The following is a 16,469-nucleotide window of genomic DNA, read 5'->3' as shown; positions in this document are numbered from 1 at the left end:
GTGCTGTTATGTACGTATGTTTGTGTAAAGCCGTTACCGACAAAGCCATTAAGCAAAAAGTAGCTGAAGGCGTATCGAGCATGCGTGAGCTGAAAATGTGCACCGGTGTTGGCAGTCAGTGTGGCAAATGCACCTGTCAGGCCCAGCAAATTTTACACAACGAATTAGTACGTCTGTCAGACAACAACCTCGATTTAGCCCAGCCCGCCGCATAAATTGCATTTATATTCTTATTTTTAGCATTTAAATTCCTTAACTATTCATTTCATTGATTATTCTGGTCATAATAACCGCCTTAATTTAGGCTAAGCTCAGGCTTGGTAAAATGGTGCTGGGGAATATCGTGATGGATAAAATTAAGCAGGTTGCTATTGTCGGTGGTGTGCACGGCAATGAATTTTCTGGTATTTATTTAGTTAAGCAATATCAGGCTCAGCCCGAACAGGTCAGCCGCAGCAGCTTTAATACCGAAATGGTATGGGCAAACCCGGAAGCGCACTATGCCAACAAACGTTACCTGCACAGCGATTTAAACCGCCAGTTTAAAAATGTCGATTTAGCCAACCCACAGCTTGCTAACTATGAACAAAGCCGCGCAAAAGTGCTGAACGCCCAATTGGGCCCAAAAGGCAATGCCCGGGTCGATTTACTGATCGATTTACACAATACCACCAGCAATATGGGCGCCTGTTTGATCCTTACCCAAGCCGGCCCGTTTTATAATCAACTGGCGGCTTACGTCAAAATGATGATGCCCGAGGCGATTATCTCGCGTGATGAAGATCATTTTGCGGCAGAAGAGCACGCATTAATGTGCACGCTGGGCCGCTATGGTGTGCTGGTAGAAGTGGGGCCGCAGCCGCAGTCAGTGATCCGTCAGGATGTGCTGGAACTGATGGACACAATGACAAAACACATTCTGGACTTTGTTCAGTTGTATAACACTAATAGCCTGCCAGTGTTGCCGAAACAGACTGAAGCCTTTCGTTATTTGCACAGCATTAAACTGCCGATGAACGACAAAGGGGAACGCCTTGGGATGGTGCATAAAAATGTGCAGGACAGAGACTATCAGCCGATAAATCCGGGCGACCCTATTTTTACGCTGTTTGATGGCACTGAAATTTACTACGACGGTGAAATAACTGTTTATCCGACTTTCATTAATGAAGCGGCTTACTATGATAATAATCTGGCGATGTCGCTAAATGAAAAGGTGCTGATCACGCTTGACTAAGCGACGGCGGAAAATAGCGGATCATAAATGACATTTATGTATAGTCGGATACTCATAGTATTAGTAGCGCTGGCTGCACAGGCGACCAGTGCTGCCGAGCCTGAAGCACCACTGCGCTTACTGACAGAGCATAGCCCGCCGGGGCAGTACCTCGATGATAACGGCCAGCTAAGCGGCGTAAGTGTTGAACTGCTTAAACTAATACAACAACGCCTGGCAGAACCGGCAACCATGGAGCTGATGCCGTGGGGCCGGGCATTAAGTATTGCCCGTAGCGATAATAATACCGGGTTATTTGAAACGGTACGTACTGCCGAGCGGGAAAACTGGTTTAAATGGGTCGGGCCTTTGCTGCATTACAACATCAGTTTGTACGGGATTAAACAACACCTGGGAAACGATGCTGCTGAAATTGAATTACCGGGTAAATTAATTGCCTGCAGTTACCGCAATACGGTCACTGCCGAAGATATAAAACGCTTTGGCTTCACTGAGCACCGCAATTTGGTTCTGACCAGAAGAACCGGTGAATGTTTAGACTTGCTGATATTGGGCCGCATTCATCTGATGTCGATCACAGAATATAACCTGGCTAACTATGCCGCACAGGTACAGGCGGCGGGTTTGGAGTTGGTGCCGGTACGTTACCTGACCGAGCGCAAAAGGTATCTGGCGTTTTCGCCAGACGTAGCCGACAGCCGGGTAGCACGCTGGCAAAAGGCGCTGGAGCAAAGTTACCGCGATGGGACTATGCGTAGCTTATACCAACCCGTGTATGCGGATGTTATCATTCAGCGTCTGGAACAGTTCGCGGCGCAGCAACAGTAAGCATCAGTTGCTGCGCTGGCGCGACAATGCAGATTAATTAAAGCTTAATCAAGTGTTGGCTGCAGCTTACAGTGTATCGTAATGCGCTTTTTTCTGAATAAGCTCAATGGCATAGTTATCCGGGTCGCGCACAAAAGCAATTTCCGTGCTGCCGCCTTTAACCGGACCGGGTTCGCGGCTTATTACGCCACCTTTAGCGCGGATCTTGTCACAAGCGTCGTATACGTTTTCCACTTCCAGTGCGATATGACCATAAGCAGTGCCTAAATCGTAGCTTTCTGTGCCCCAGTTGTAGGTCAGCTCCAGCACGGTATGTTCACTTTCATCGCCGTAACCAACAAAGGCCAGCGTGTATTTGTATTCGGTATTTTCCGACTGCCGTAATAGTTTCATGCCCAATACTTCAGTGTAAAAGGCGATAGATTTTTCCAGGTTTCCCACGCGTAGCATGGTATGTAACATTCTCATAAAAACTCCTGTTCGTGCACGGCGCGATAAGCGCAATATGGGGCTGTCAGGCAGTGCCACTCTTAGTGTTTCTGTCTGGCGCGGTAGTGGCGGAAATTGTAACACAGCCTTTATAACGGCTAAGCGCAGATACGTCTTTTCGCCACATCTTATCGATAAAAGGTAACAGCACTATGGTGGCTAACATAAACAGCCCCATGTGTTCCGACAGCGGTATAAAACGTTGCGAGCTGTTAAGCGCGGTATGTAACAAAATGGCGACCAGCACATTACCGGCAGTGCGGTTGTAAAAGAAGCTGAAAATGACCGACAAAAATATGCATAAACCTACTTTAGCAAACACCATCTGTGGTGGTTCATTATAGCTACCGTTAACAAACAGTGGGAAATGCCACAGGCCCCAGACAATACCTAACAATACTGCACTGACAAGCGGTGAAAAGCGCTGTTGCAGCGCCGGTAACAGCCAACCCCGCCAGCCGAGTTCTTCACCTATTGCCACCACCAGCAAGGTAAAAAGCACTGAGCGGATACTATAACCTAACCAGGTAAGCCAACTCAGATCTGCCATAATGCCAGCGGGCGCTTCACCTAGCAGATACGCAACCATCAGCCCGGCGACCAGCCAAAGTGCTGGCAGCAAGCTGGCAAACAGTAGCCACTTTACGCCGCGTGTTAGGCTCAGATAGCCACTGAATACCGGTGTTTCGCCGCCCAGCGTGGCCGCTACGATAAAAGCACCAATACCGGCAGATACGCCACTAAGTAGCAGATTGATTGGCGTGATACCGGGCGGCACCGCCTGCATAAAAGTAGCGGCGTTTATGCTGTCGCCGGTGAGCAGCATCGACAGATAGCTGATAAACAGCAGCATAAAGCTGCTGCCAAACCAGAGCCACCATTTACGACTATTTTGCAGGCAGCGTTTACCACGCAGGGCACTGAGCACAATGGCTGCAATAGCCGGGCCAAAGCCCATACCGGTGATAATTTTGCGTATTGCCCAATCGTCGTTAAACAATAAGCTGCCAAACCAGAATAGCCAGGTCCAGCCAAAGCTAAGCAGTAAAAACAGCATGATAGGGTAACGCTTGCTGGCCTGTTGTAGAACTGTCATAAGCTCTTCCTTTGGCGTTAACTAATCAGTAAAGCGCGGGCGATAGCGCGGTGTAAACGGGATAAGGCCGCCGCCAGATAAAGCGATAATGTCAGGCCAATGACGCCGGCTGGCAGGCTCAGTGGTAACCAGTACCAGTTAATATCAATGGCCAGTGCCGGCGAAAAGTAATGCAGCACAGGGTCGAGTAGTGGCGATAATATCAGTATAAAAGAGGCCAGAAACACCCCAACACAGCAGACAAAGTACAAGCTGCTAAGCGGCAATTGCACGGCGCTGTATAGGGTTATTTTCCAACCCAGCGGGGTAGATATATAACCAAGCAGTTTTTCGCGGATGCTGGTGCTGCGTTTTGCCATCAGAGCGATATCTGGCCGTCGTGGCATCCGCTCACCAAGCAAGCTGCTTATCAGTTTGCTTTCGAATAAGCCCAAATAGCGCTGCAGTTTAAGGTATAGCGCCAGTACGGGTAGGCCAACCCCGAGCAGCGACAGGGCCATAGTCGGTATGCCAACCAGCATAAACCAGGCAAAATAGGCCAGGCTAAGCGGCCAGGCAAGGAAGAAGTAGCCTAGTGCCTGGTAGTTGCGGCTATCAAACAATGGCTGAAAAAAGCCATTGGCACGGCGCGCTGCAGGTGTACCGGTTAAAAACTGTTGCGTTTGCAGCTCCAGTGCTATGTATTGCTGTGCCACCTCTGCTGGCGAGCCGTACTGGCTGGCGATGTCAGAAAAATTCAGCTCACTGTGCTCTGCCATGGCCTCTTGCAGGTGGTTTCTGGCGTCGTAAAGTGCATCCTGCATCAGCGCCGGGCTTTGACCGCTCAGGGCGTCTTCCAGTGCTGCCAGATAGTGTTCTAGTTGCTGTTGGTTAGTTGTCATAGTGTGACTGCCCATTGATTATGTTGTTGACCTGGATTTGTGTGGCGTGCCAGCTGGCGAGCCACTTCGCTAAGACTTTCTGGCCCAGTGGCGTTATGGTGTAGTACTTACGTGGCGGGCCACTGTCAGAGGTTTTTACCTCACAGTGAATTAATTGCCGTGCATGCAGGTTGCGTAGCACCGGGTAGATGGCGCCCGGTTTTTCATCATGCTGATGTTGCAACTGTTTGGTTATTTCATAACCGTACAAGGCTGTTTTGGCTTGTTCAAGAATTGACAACAGCACCAGCGATACCAGGCCGGAGCTGAGTTCTTTCTGAAATTTTTTGGTATGTTGCGTAACAAGTTCATCGTCATTGGCTCGGGTGTCATCTTGCATAAGGTTTCACGAGTATTGGCTTAACACTAGTGTGAAGTTATCACTAGTATTGTCCGGTCACTAGTATTAAGTTGTTACTAGATGTGTTTCCTTAATTGAATACAGATGGCAGAACGTATATTCGGGTCATATTATCCCTGATTCGCTTTACCGCAATGACATAGCCTTCATTCCAACGACAAGACTAAAGTGCTCAAAAAAATAACGACAACACGGTAGTGATACCGGAAAAAACTAAGCACACCTAAAGGGGAAGGACGACATGCAAAAGCTCAATGCTATAACAATCGCTATGGCAATAGCGTTTACATGGCCTGTTTTGGCGCAAGACGTTGAAACGACCACGGCTGCTACAGCAACAAAAGCCGAAAATAACAATACAGCCATTGAAGTGATTTCTGTTACTGCCACTAAGCGAAAAACCAAATTAATGGAAACGCCGGTGGCTATTTCGGCGTTAAGTGAAGCCCAGCTTAGGCAAAGCGGTGTCAATAACGTTAAAGACATTGCCGATTTAGTGCCGGGGCTGGATATTTCGACCGCGACCGATCAGGCCGCGCCGGTGATTTCAATGCGTGGTGTACGTTCTACCAACATTACCGAGCTTGGCGATCCTGCAGTAGGTGTGCATTTAGACGGTATTTACTCGCCACGGATGCAGGGCGCACTGGCGCTGATGTATGACGTAGAGCGGGTTGAGGCACTGCGCGGGCCGCAGGGCACTTTATTTGGCCGTAACTCTACCGTGGGTAGCATTAACGTTATATCAGCCAAGCCTGATTTCAGCGGTTTTGCTGGTAATATCAATGCCGAAGCTGGTCGCTTTAACAGTAAAAACCTCGGTGGTTTTGTTAACATTCCGCTTAATGACGAATTTGCTGTGCGCATCGCCGCCAAAGGTTTAAAGCGCGACTCTTACCTGGAAGGCTACTGGGACCCTAACCAGTATGACACCCGGCATCTGAACGACAAGGTACTAAACGCAGCGGTAATTTCAGAAGACTCCTATCAGGGCGTTGGTTCAACCGTAACCCAGCGGGAAAACTGGTGGATAGATGGTGCCGGTACTAACCCTGAGGCGCAGCGCGTGCGGGCGCTGACACCAGCCGACAAAAGCGACTTTTACAATAATGCCAATGAACACTCATTTCGTATCAGTACCTTATGGCAACCGGCGCACGGTCTGTTTAGCAACCACACGGTGTTTCAGCAATACGTCAACGACAGTGCCGGTACGCTGGATTTAGTCAATTGCGATCAGCTGCGTGGCCGCCCGGCGGAATTTGGCGGCGATTGCTCGTCATTTTTACCCAGCGATAATACCTATCAGGCCGTTGTTAACGTGCCCGGCAAACTGAATCTGGATATTACCTACCTGCGTAATACGCTGAACTACACGCTGAGTGATGAGATGAGCCTGGTATGGCAGCTTGGCTACGAGGACATGGACCGATCGTCGGCGCAGGACAGCGAAACCGGCTTAGATCCGTGGGACGGCGCTATCTATTTCCTTAAAGGTACCGGCGCCACTTCTTATTCGACAGAGTTGCAGTTACAGTCTGATGAGTTTGGCGATCTGGTATGGATTGCCGGTGTTAATTATTTCCACGAAAAGACCACCACACTGGGCTATTACGATAACCCGATGGATGACAAAGCGTTCTGGGATCAGCCGGATCGCTCTACCACAGCCTATGCGCTGTTTGGCCAGGCAACTTACAATATTACTGATGACTTGCATGCTACCTTTGGCTACCGTTACAGCCACGAAACCAAACAGGATAAAGGCGGCCGCACTTATCGCTGCTCGAACGCCGATGGCTGCGCGCCTGGTTGGTTAAACCGCACTGTACTTAATGCGTTACCGGTTGACCATTTTAACGACCCGGCACTTTATGCCTCGTACTTTGAGAACGACAATAAAGGCCAGTGGCGTAACCACGATTTCAGAATCGGCCTCGATTACAACCTGAGCGCAGATACCATGCTGTACAGCTATTTAGCCTCAGGCTTTAAAGCCGGCGGTATCGGCGATGTCTTTGAAGTCGTCAACGACAGGACAGGAGAGGTCAGCCGTTTTGAAACCCAGTTTGACCCGGAAAAAGTGCTGACGTTAGAGCTTGGTGCCAAATCCAGCTTTTTTAATAGCTCATTGAACCTGCAGGCCGCGTTGTTCTACACCGACTACACCGATATGCAGTATGCCTCTGTGGGCTCTATCGGCAATGTGGAACGTTTATCACCGGTGGAGGATGAAAACGGCGCACCGATCCTGGATGATAGCGGCATGCCGATACTGGATTATCAGAACCAGCCGGTGATTGCCTACTACACGCAAAACGTGCCGGGTTCCACCATTAAAGGCATTGAGTTTGAGTTTGACTGGAAGCCTTATCCGAGCGGCCGTATCAGCGGTTATGCTACCTGGACTCATGCCCGTGTTACCGACGATTGGCTCACCAAGTGGGATTACGACCCGGAGTACCTGTTTGGCTTGTCGTATGAAGACTCGATAGATCCACAAAACACCCTGCTTACGACCAATCTTAAAGGTAATGATCTGGCAATGACGCCAAGGTTTACCGCTAATGTCAGCTATACCCACAGCTTCGACTTAGGCCGGTTCGGCTATGTACATGGCTGGTTTAACCTGAGCTGGAAGGATAAGTCTTACACTACCATCTGGAATCTGGATAAGCATCTGGACGATATGGACTTTAGCGTCAGCGACGAAGCCGCACTGTACATTACCGATAAACGCGATGCCTACACCATGGTAAATGCGTCATTAAAATATGAACCACAAAGCCAGGCCTGGTACGCCGAAGTGTTTATCAATAACGCCACCGATGAGCTGGTGCAATACTGGAATAACACCGGCAAGGGTATTAACAAAGGCAGCTTTGGTATGCCACGTTACTACGGGATCCGCGCTGGTTTTAATTTCTAACCCCGTTGTTGTGTAAATGCAGTGCCCGCACAGCAAGATTTTGCTGCGGGCGTTTTATGCCGCAACAGGCAGAACAGCATGATGCAAATCTCATCTGGTCTGCCACTGCGGCATTGCTGTACTGCAGACGTATAGGATTTCACTATGTCTTTTGTTTCATATTCTGCCCTTACTAAAACCCTCTGTGTATGCTCAGCGCTGCTGGTTTGCCAATTTAACGCTAACGCGGAAAACCTTAGCTGGCCTAAAGCGCACACTGCGCTAAAGCCCGATCCGGCTATAGAACAACAGTTGGATGCGATACTTGCCAGCATGACGATTGAACAAAAAGTGGCACAACTCATCCAGCCTGAGATTGGTTATTTAAGCGTGGCACAGATGCGCAAATATGGTTTTGGCTCTTACCTTAATGGCGGCAACACTGCCCCTTATGGCCAAAAGCAAGCCGATGCTAAAACCTGGCTTAAGTATGCCGATGAAATGTATGCCGCCGCCATTGATAGCAGCGAAGATGGCAGTAGCATTCCTACCATCTGGGGTACTGATGCCATGCACGGCCATAGCAATGTGTATGGCGCGACCTTGTTTCCACATAACATTGGCCTTGGTGCAGCGCGCGATGCTGTTTTAATTCACAAAATAGGCCAGGCCACCGCGAAAGAAGTGGCGGCAACCGGCATTGAATGGATGTTTGCGCCCACGGTAGCGGTGGTGCGGGACGATCGCTGGGGCCGCACTTACGAGAGTTTTTCTGAACACCCGGACATTGTAGCCCGTTACGCCGGCCCTATGGTAACCGGGGTGCAGGGCGAAGTTGGCGATACATTTTTAACGGATTATCGCCGTATCGCCACTGCTAAGCACTTTATCGGCGACGGTGGCACCCAAAACGGTATCGACCGTGGCGATACTCTGGCCACAGAGCAGGAGCTGCGTGATATTCATGCCGCTGGCTATTACACCGCTATTGCAGCAGGTGTGCAGTCGGTTATGGCGTCCTTTAACAGCTGGAATGGCAAAAGGGTGCATGGCGATCGGTACCTGTTAACCGAGGTGCTTAAACACCAAATGGGCTTTGACGGCTTTGTTATCAGTGACTGGAATGCGCATAAGTTTGTTGATGGCTGCGATTTAGAGCAATGCGCAGCCGCCTTTAACGCCGGCGTAGATGTGATGATGGTGCCGGAACACTTTGAAGCCTTTTACCACAATACCCTGCAGCAGGTTAAAGATGGCGTTATTTCTGCTGCACGGCTCGATGATGCGGTAAGACGGTTTTTACGTGCCAAAATACGCTGGGGCGTGTTTAGCCGGGGTAAACCGTCCGGCCGGCCGGAATCGGCACAGCCGCAATGGTTTAATGCCAAAGAACATCGTGAATTGGCGCGGGAAGCGGTGCGAAAATCGCTGGTATTGCTAAAAAACAACGGTAATCTGCTGCCGCTGTCGCCAAAAAGCAAGGTGCTTATCGCCGGTGATGGCGCAGATAATATTGCCAAACAGGCCGGTGGCTGGAGTGTGTCCTGGCAGGGTACTGATAACACCAATGCCGATTTTCCTAATGCCACCTCTATCTATGCCGGATTACGTCAGCAAATTGCAGCAGCCGGCGGTAGTATCGAGTTAAATGTTGATGGACATTTTACAGACAAACCGGATGTTGCCATAGTGGTGATTGGCGAAGAGCCCTATGCAGAATGGTTTGGTGATATTCAGCATCTGGAATATCAGCACGGCAATAAACGCGATTTAGCGCTGCTTAAACGCTTAAAACAGCAGAATATCCCGGTGGTGACAGTTTTTCTAAGTGGCAGGCCGCTGTGGGTTAATAAAGAGCTGAATGCGTCTGATGCCTTTGTCGCGGCCTGGCTACCCGGCTCTGAAGGGCAGGGCGTTGCCGATGTATTACTGACCAACAGCGCAGGCGCTATTCAGTATGATTTTCAGGGCAAACTGAGTTTTTCCTGGCCCAAATTTGATGATCAATACCTGCTGAATGTCGGGCAGGCACAGTACGAGCCGCTGTTTGCTTATGGTTATGGCCTGACATATGCTGATGAGGTTGTGCTGGCGCCCTTATCTGAGGCAACACGGGCACAGCCAATACAAGATGCCACAGAGCAAACACCACTGTTTGTCAGAAACTTAGCCGAAGGCATGTTGTGGGCTTTGTCGGATAACAGCGCGGCGTTAAAACGGTTTAATACGCCCTCAGCGGTCAGTGCCGATGGTAAAAGTATCACCATGCAGTCTGTCAATTTAGCCTATCAGGAAGATGGCAGAAAATTTGTCTGGCAAGGCGCTGGCAATAAGGCCTCGGCCAGTTTGCTTTACGCCGATGCGCAGCTGATCACTGAAACTATCCGTAGCCAATTTTTACAGCTGAGTATCCGGCTTGATAGCAGCAATACGAAAAATGCCGGGGAAAAAGATCTGAAAATAGCGGCAATGTGCCAGCAACAAAACTGTTTACGCACGGTATCGCTGCAACCTGCGCTGCAAAACATGACAGCAGGCAACTGGTATAACATAGCGTTACCGCTGCATTGTGAAGGCGAAGCAGGCCCGGTACACTCGGCACAAGAGGCGGTGCGGTTTACTGCAACACAGCCGTTTAGCCTGGCCGTAGCAGATGTCGCTCTGGTTAACAGCGTAGCGTCATCCACTATAGTGCTGGCGTGTGCGCAGTCGCAGTAATGGGCTGGCCCGGCAACTCAGGCTGCCGGGCCGGTATTTACGTTAAAGGTTAGCGGTTGATAAAAATCGATTCGAAAAGGCAGCTGTTTTGGTTGTGCCAGTATTGTGGCTGGCTGGCCTATGCCTTACTTACTGAACTGATGATTAAAATGCCGGGGCAGGAGCCCTGGGTTATTCATCTGCCGCATCTGGTGCTCGACACCTGTTGCGGCTTTTTTATTACCTTGTGGCTGAGAAAACTCTATGCTGGCTTCAGTCGAAAACCTGCAGCTGTCAGTATCAGCCTGCATATTCTCAGTCTGCTGGCGGCCGCACTGCTGTGGACCCAGTTTAAATGGCACAGTTTGCAATGGATTTATGGCACCTTGTGGCAGCCGATGACCTGGTTCGACTTTGGCACCTGGACCTCCGCTTCTATGACGATGCTGGCGACCTGGACTGCCGGCTACTACGGTATAAAAGTGTATCTTGATAACGCCGAGCAGCGCCATCAGGCGGCAGAGGCGCTGCACCTGGCGAAAGAATCGCAGCTTAAGATGCTGCGCTATCAGTTAAACCCGCATTTTATGTTTAACAGTATCAATGCTATTTGTACGCTTATTTTAAAACAGCACAATGCTAATGCGGTGGCGATGCTGGAGAAACTGTGTGATTTTCTGCGTTACAGCCTGTACACCGATCCGCTGGAGAAAATAACCGTACAGGACGAAATTGCTATTCTGCAAACCTATGTCGATATAGAGCAGTGCCGGTTTCAAAGCAAACTAAACGTATTTATTAGCGCCGATAAGGCCTGTAGCACAGCACTGATACCATCGTTATTGCTGCAGCCGTTGGTCGAAAATGCGTTAAAGCACGGCATCGGGCAAAAAAGTAGCATTGTTATTGCGGTAAACTTTAGCTGTAAAGGCAACCGCCTGCACATTTGTGTTAGCGATACCGGTAGTGGTTTTGATCTTCAGGCCAAGGCCGCAACCGGTGTCGGAATGAAAAACTGCCAGGATAGACTGCAGCTGATTTACCCCGGCAGCAGCCAGTTTACGGTCAGTAATAACGACAATGGTGGGGCGCGGATCAGCATCGCTATCCCGCTGGAAACGACTGAGAGCACTAGATGAAGCCGCTTAAAACCCTGCTGGTAGATGACGAATACAGTGCTATTGAAGGGCTGGTCATCCGGCTAGCGGCGTTTTCGCAGATCAGCATTATTGGCCATGCCGCCAGTGTCGATGAGGCCATGGTATTGATCAGTCAATCTGCACCGGATTTAATCTTTCTCGATATCGAAATGCCGGGTAAATCGGGTTTTGAGCTGATAAAGCAGTTACAACCAGAAAACTGCCCGGCCATTATCTTTGTTACCGCCTTTCATCAATACGCGGTGAAAGCCTTTGAGGTGAGAGCGCTGGATTATTTGCTTAAACCGGTGAAACAAGAGCGGCTGGCCGAGGCGATTGCCCGGGTAACGGCTAACCTTGCTCAGCAGCCAAATAAGGCGGATATCCTGGAAGTGGCCGATATAGTGCAACAGGCCGGCACGGCACGACCGGCTGACACTACAACTTACCGCATTGAACAGGAAAAACTGCTGATCCAGGACGGGCACCACCCGGCGCAGTTAATCCCGTATCGGGACATTTTATGGATTGATGCCGCCGGTGATTATATGTGCGTGCACACCAACGCCGAGACCTTTGTCATGCGCGCCAGAATGAAAAGCCTGATTAACGAGGTATTACCCGACGGCTTTATCCGCATTCATAAATCAACCATTGTAAACCTGCAGCATGTTGCTAAGCTCGAGCCGTTAATAAACTCAGAGTACAAGCTGATTTTAGTCAATAATAAAGCGTTAAAAGTCAGCCGGACTTACAGTAAGCAACTTAAAGAAAATCTATCGGCTTAGCGGTTAAGCGCCGCCAGCTGCACAATGGTTACCGGCATTCTGGCCGAAATTGCGCAAAGTTAAACCCGCGCTCTGTTATCAAAGTGCGAGGCTGCAATAGGTGGCATTTATGAAAGTTTATGCGTTAGCGCTGTTTGTATTTTACCTGTCGGGCGTTCAGGCGGCGGATAAGTCAGCATCGGTTATCATCTTTGACATGCCGCATGGTGGCTGCCGTTTGCATGTTAAAGGTGATGGCTCTGCGCTGTTAGCCTATGGCGCTTTGCCAGCGCAAATAAGGGTAAAAGCCGGCACATTTCAACCCGATGTTGTTGTTAAAGCCTTTAAGCGTGTGGTTAAGGCGCAACCGGCAACCGGGCAATCTCAACTTGCCGGCTCTGTCAGTTTTGCTGATGCTGAGAAGCTCTTTTGGTTCAGTGATAAGACGCTAGCACAGGCGTATTTTCGTCAAGCGCTCGCCAACAAAGAGGCAGCCGCCATAACCGACCAAGCGGCAAACCCGATAGAAAACACCTGTAATCGGATATAGCAGCAGGCCTACGGATAAGTCTTGTGTTTGAATAACGGTGTTTATATCCAGGCGGTTACCAAAAGCTAACAGTGCTTTGTTAGACGGGTTAAGCCGTAATTGTCGCGGGCTAAATGTCGGCTGTACCGATATCTTATTGTAAGTTATCCGGAAGCGGTGTAGTGTTCAGTACATTAAATTTACAAAGACAGGTCAACCCATGCTTATGCACGGGTTGACCAGCCGAATAAGCGTTATATTTTCTGGAGCACGGAAAGAAATGGGTAGTGACTTAATGCTCTTTTGGATTGTCATCGGACTGATGATCGCTTCTGGAATATCTGGATCGTATTGTGGCTTTAAATTAAACGCAGCAACTCCCTTGAGCAAGATGGTGAAATGGATTGCTGTTAGTGCTGGTATTTCAATAAGTGTCGTCGCAGTTTACTTGTTAATTGAATATCCAAAAACGTCATATGGCCAAGCAGAAGAATATAACAAGTCACTTCATCGGACCGCTAACGCGGCCGTTGAGTGAAGCGTTAGCATGATGTGATGGTCTACTATTTTGAATGTGTTGCAACCGTCTTTTTCCTAATATAGGAATAGTGAGGATGAATGGCTACAATAATCCACATTTCAGATCTTCATTTATCTGAAGAACTTCTTTCATCAAAAAGTGAAGAGTTAAAATTTAAACATAGATATGGCCATGACATAAGAAGCTTCAAGGCTCTAGATAATTTTTTGAGAAAAGAGGATTGGGATATTCTAGTTGTTACTGGCGATATCTCTAGAATTGGAAATAAGAGTAGTTTTTTGCTAGCGAGAAACTGGCTAGAAAATGAATTTGATGATAGTGATATGAATGTTGGATTGAATTTGTCTAAGATGAAATCCAAATCCTATGTCATAGTCCCTGGAAATCATGACCGCTTTAATGGTGGAGTTGCTCAGAAAAATCTAGATAATTACTATCAACAGTTCGGCCCAAAAATAGAATCAGATACAGCCGTAGATGTTCAAGTTGATGGTGTATCAATAAGGTTTCACCTTTTTGATAGCACCATAGAAAATGGTGATTTTGGAACAGGGGAGATAGAGGAAAAAGATCTTGTAGAGCGAGATTTTTGTGGAGCAGACGTCAATTTGGCATTACTTCACCATCATTTTATTCAACCGCCGAATCACGAAAGAGAATATGGCAGTGAATTATTAAATTCTCATGACGTAGCTGCATACATGGTGGCGGCGGGATTTGATGGGGTTTTATTTGGACATACCCATAAGAGTTACTTAGAGCGGCATAGTTATGAAGTTTTGAAAAAAATAGTTGCCGACCAAAGAAAAGCAAAAGGTTTTATGGATAGGGTGAAAAGGCGTATTGTAAAGTTTCCGATAATAAAAAAATTGAACTTCGCATTTGAGCATAATAAAGAGGGCTCGTGTCTTGTTTCATATAAGAGGGAGAAAGCGAAGAACGGCCAATACCCCAATATGGCGTCATATTTTGACTATCTTTTTTTGAAAGGGAAAGGCTTTGACTTAGCAGGCCCTGAGGCGTTCAACTCTGTTAAGGGGTTTTACGATCAAATGGAGCGAATTTCTAGTGATGAAAAGATCGCTCCAATAATGACGAATGCCAATAAAAAGAAAGTACTTGTTTCACTCGCTCCAAGTCCATGCCAAGATGAGGTTGTTAGAAAAGGGTTTCATAAAATATGCATAGATAAAGATGGTGACGGAATTTCATATAGATTGGAACGGTTTGAATTTGATAATGTAAATTTTGTTATGGTTAACCTCTAATGAATCGCTCGAGGAGACGCCTTTGACATACGTCCGACGCTCCTCAACTCGAATGTTAGCATGAAAGGAAAGTACATGAGCACATTCAAATACAAGCCGTTTTATAAGTATGATGGCCCTACCCACTCTAATCCCTTGCGTGAAGAACTGTCGCCAGAAGAAACGAATGAACGCTTAAGGTGTTTTTTTGAAGATATTGTTCATTACTTTGATGAAAATATTGCTGTCAGTAAAGATGGTGATATTGTTTCGATTAGTGGTGATATCAAACAATCAGATTGTGATGGGCAGGTGAAGAAGTGCTTGAACAGCTTAGATTTATTTGCAAAAGAAGTATCGTGATATGTGGTAACAAAGCCCAGCAGTTCGCAGCCTTTGGCTGCCAGACTCGCTACGCTCACCGCTGTAAGTGGCGTTAGCACTCTCTTGAATAAATCGAACATAAGGATGTAAGTAATGAGTTTTGTCGGGGCAAGATGGTGGAAGTTCGATTTTCATACACATACACCAGCTTCTTTTGATTATGGAAAATCAGATAGTAGTTTAAAAGCATCGAAGACCGCTAAAGCTTGGTTGTTGGACTATATCGCCAAGGGCATAGAGTGTGTAGCAGTTACTGATCATAATTCTGGCGATTGGATTGATAGGCTTAAAGATGCTGCAGTAAACTTAAGAGCCGAAGGTTATTCAATTTTCGTCTTCCCCGGCGTTGAGATTACAGCTAATTCCAACATACATGTTCTAGGTGTTTTTGACCCACGTGCCACGTCAGCAGATATTAGTGCCGTTATCGGAGCATCAAAGTTTCGTGGTACAAAAGGGGATAGTGATTCGGTAGCTGAAGAAAGTGCTGAAAACGTAATAAGAGAAATCATATCAGCAGGTGGCGTTGCCATACCAGCTCATATTGATATGAAGGCAGGGCTTTGTCAGCAACATTCTTCTCACACAATTGGCCAAGTATGCAGGCATGCAAGTGCCGTTGAAATAATTTTCCCTGATCAAGAGCGAATTGATGCTCCTTTATCAAGATATACAAATTTAAATATCGACTTGCCGTCGATAATTGGCTCTGACGCACATCACCCCAATGATATTGGAAGGGCTTATACTTGGGTAAAAATGTCTACCCCTTCGATAGAAGGACTTAAGCTTGCTTTGGTGGACGGCTCATCTTCTATTATTCGTTCAGACAACGAAACAACAGATCCTAATAGCTCTTCCAATACACTGTTACGCTCCGTGACAGTCGAAAATGCTAAATATGCAGGGCGGTCGGCTCCTTTGAAAGTGGAATTCAACCCTTGGTTGAATTCAATCATAGGAGGACGTGGTAGCGGAAAATCCTCTATTCTTGAATTCATAAGACTCGGTATGGATAGAGCGAGAGACTTTGATTTATTGGATCGAGACAATGAAATTCGTAGATCTTTCGAGAGTTTTACCAAAATATCTGCTTCTAGAGATTCTGACGGGGTAATGCTCGTAAATACGAGAATCAATTGCGTTTATACGAGAGATGAAATTCACTACCTCCTGACTTGGACTAAGGAAAATAACCGCGTTTCAATTTCACGTTATGATGGCCAGCAATGGATTCCTGAAGAGGGTGGGTAATACCCCCTAAAAATAACTGACGTCAAAAGTAGAATTTTCTCGTAACATAAACGCAGGAGATTCTGCATGAAA

Annotated in this window: 15 protein-coding genes; 11 read left to right on the top strand and 4 right to left on the bottom strand. The window is 47.7% G+C overall.

The window, feature by feature from the left end:
* Positions 1 to 8: 8 nt before the first annotated feature.
* The 3 genes from MN202_RS18560 (at position 9) to MN202_RS18550 (ending at position 2,065) form a co-directional block, all read left to right on the top strand.
* A complete protein-coding gene (locus tag MN202_RS18560; RefSeq protein ID WP_335737640.1) occupies positions 9 to 215 on the top strand; it encodes a bacterioferritin-associated ferredoxin in 207 nt (68 codons plus the stop codon).
* 131 nt (positions 216 to 346) lie between these two features.
* Positions 347 to 1,237, top strand: a complete 891-nt coding sequence (locus tag MN202_RS18555; protein ID WP_335737639.1) for an aspartoacylase — start codon at positions 347 to 349, stop codon at positions 1,235 to 1,237.
* Positions 1,238 to 1,264: 27 nt separating this feature from the next.
* Positions 1,265 to 2,065 (top strand): substrate-binding periplasmic protein, encoded by an 801-nt coding sequence (locus tag MN202_RS18550; RefSeq protein WP_335737638.1) that lies wholly within the window; start codon positions 1,265 to 1,267, stop codon positions 2,063 to 2,065.
* Between the two features lie 66 nt (positions 2,066 to 2,131).
* Here MN202_RS18550 and gloA read toward each other — a convergent pair whose 3' ends face one another.
* The 4 genes from gloA to MN202_RS18530 are packed head-to-tail and all read right to left on the bottom strand — an operon-like array spanning position 2,132 to position 4,910.
* Positions 2,132 to 2,533 carry a lactoylglutathione lyase gene (gene gloA, locus MN202_RS18545; RefSeq protein WP_335737637.1) on the bottom strand — a complete coding sequence of 134 codons (402 nt, stop codon included), beginning with the start codon at positions 2,531 to 2,533 and terminating at the stop codon, positions 2,132 to 2,134.
* 46 nt (positions 2,534 to 2,579) lie between these two features.
* Entirely contained in the window at positions 2,580 to 3,650 is a 1,071-nt protein-coding gene (locus MN202_RS18540; protein WP_335737636.1) for a type II CAAX endopeptidase family protein, read from the bottom strand.
* Positions 3,651 to 3,667: 17 nt separating this feature from the next.
* On the bottom strand, positions 3,668 to 4,531 hold the full coding sequence (locus MN202_RS18535; RefSeq protein WP_335737635.1) for a sensor domain-containing protein: 864 nt from the start codon (positions 4,529 to 4,531) through the stop codon (positions 3,668 to 3,670).
* Positions 4,521 to 4,910: a PadR family transcriptional regulator gene (locus tag MN202_RS18530; protein ID WP_335737634.1), complete on the bottom strand. Its 390-nt coding sequence runs from the start codon at positions 4,908 to 4,910 to the stop codon at positions 4,521 to 4,523. The genes MN202_RS18535 and MN202_RS18530 overlap by 11 nt, the downstream gene beginning before the upstream one ends.
* Positions 4,911 to 5,172: 262 nt before the next feature.
* Here MN202_RS18530 and MN202_RS18525 point away from each other — a divergent pair, with 262 nt between their 5' ends.
* The 8 genes from MN202_RS18525 (at position 5,173) to MN202_RS18490 (ending at position 16,397) form a co-directional block, all read left to right on the top strand.
* Positions 5,173 to 7,860: a TonB-dependent receptor gene (locus MN202_RS18525; protein WP_335737633.1), complete on the top strand. Its 2,688-nt coding sequence runs from the start codon at positions 5,173 to 5,175 to the stop codon at positions 7,858 to 7,860.
* Positions 7,861 to 8,004: 144 nt separating this feature from the next.
* The gene (locus MN202_RS18520) at positions 8,005 to 10,557 is read left to right on the top strand and encodes a glycoside hydrolase family 3 protein (RefSeq protein ID WP_335737632.1); all 2,553 of its coding nucleotides are present in this window, start codon (positions 8,005 to 8,007) and stop codon (positions 10,555 to 10,557) included.
* Positions 10,558 to 10,613: 56 nt separating this feature from the next.
* Positions 10,614 to 11,675, top strand: coding sequence for a sensor histidine kinase (locus MN202_RS18515; RefSeq protein ID WP_335737631.1), 1,062 nt, complete (start codon positions 10,614 to 10,616; stop codon positions 11,673 to 11,675).
* Positions 11,672 to 12,463 carry a LytR/AlgR family response regulator transcription factor gene (locus MN202_RS18510; protein WP_335737630.1) on the top strand — a complete coding sequence of 264 codons (792 nt, stop codon included), beginning with the start codon at positions 11,672 to 11,674 and terminating at the stop codon, positions 12,461 to 12,463. Before MN202_RS18515 ends, MN202_RS18510 begins: the two co-directional genes overlap by 4 nt.
* A 109-nt stretch (positions 12,464 to 12,572) precedes the next feature.
* The gene (locus MN202_RS18505) at positions 12,573 to 12,992 is read left to right on the top strand and encodes a hypothetical protein (protein ID WP_335737629.1); all 420 of its coding nucleotides are present in this window, start codon (positions 12,573 to 12,575) and stop codon (positions 12,990 to 12,992) included.
* A 597-nt stretch (positions 12,993 to 13,589) separates the two neighbouring features.
* On the top strand, positions 13,590 to 14,780 hold the full coding sequence (locus MN202_RS18500; RefSeq protein ID WP_335737628.1) for a metallophosphoesterase family protein: 1,191 nt from the start codon (positions 13,590 to 13,592) through the stop codon (positions 14,778 to 14,780).
* 75 nt (positions 14,781 to 14,855) lie between these two features.
* Entirely contained in the window at positions 14,856 to 15,122 is a 267-nt protein-coding gene (locus MN202_RS18495; RefSeq protein WP_335737627.1) for a hypothetical protein, read from the top strand.
* A 114-nt stretch (positions 15,123 to 15,236) separates the two neighbouring features.
* Entirely contained in the window at positions 15,237 to 16,397 is a 1,161-nt protein-coding gene (locus tag MN202_RS18490) for a PHP-associated domain-containing protein (RefSeq protein WP_335737626.1), read from the top strand.
* The last annotated feature ends 72 nt before the right edge of the window (positions 16,398 to 16,469 follow it).

Source organism: Rheinheimera muenzenbergensis (assembly GCF_036984005.1).
Classification (GTDB): domain Bacteria; phylum Pseudomonadota; class Gammaproteobacteria; order Enterobacterales; family Alteromonadaceae; genus Alishewanella; species Alishewanella muenzenbergensis.
The sequence above is the reverse complement of the archived record's forward strand: the minus strand, read 5'-3'. Positions and strand labels throughout refer to the sequence as shown.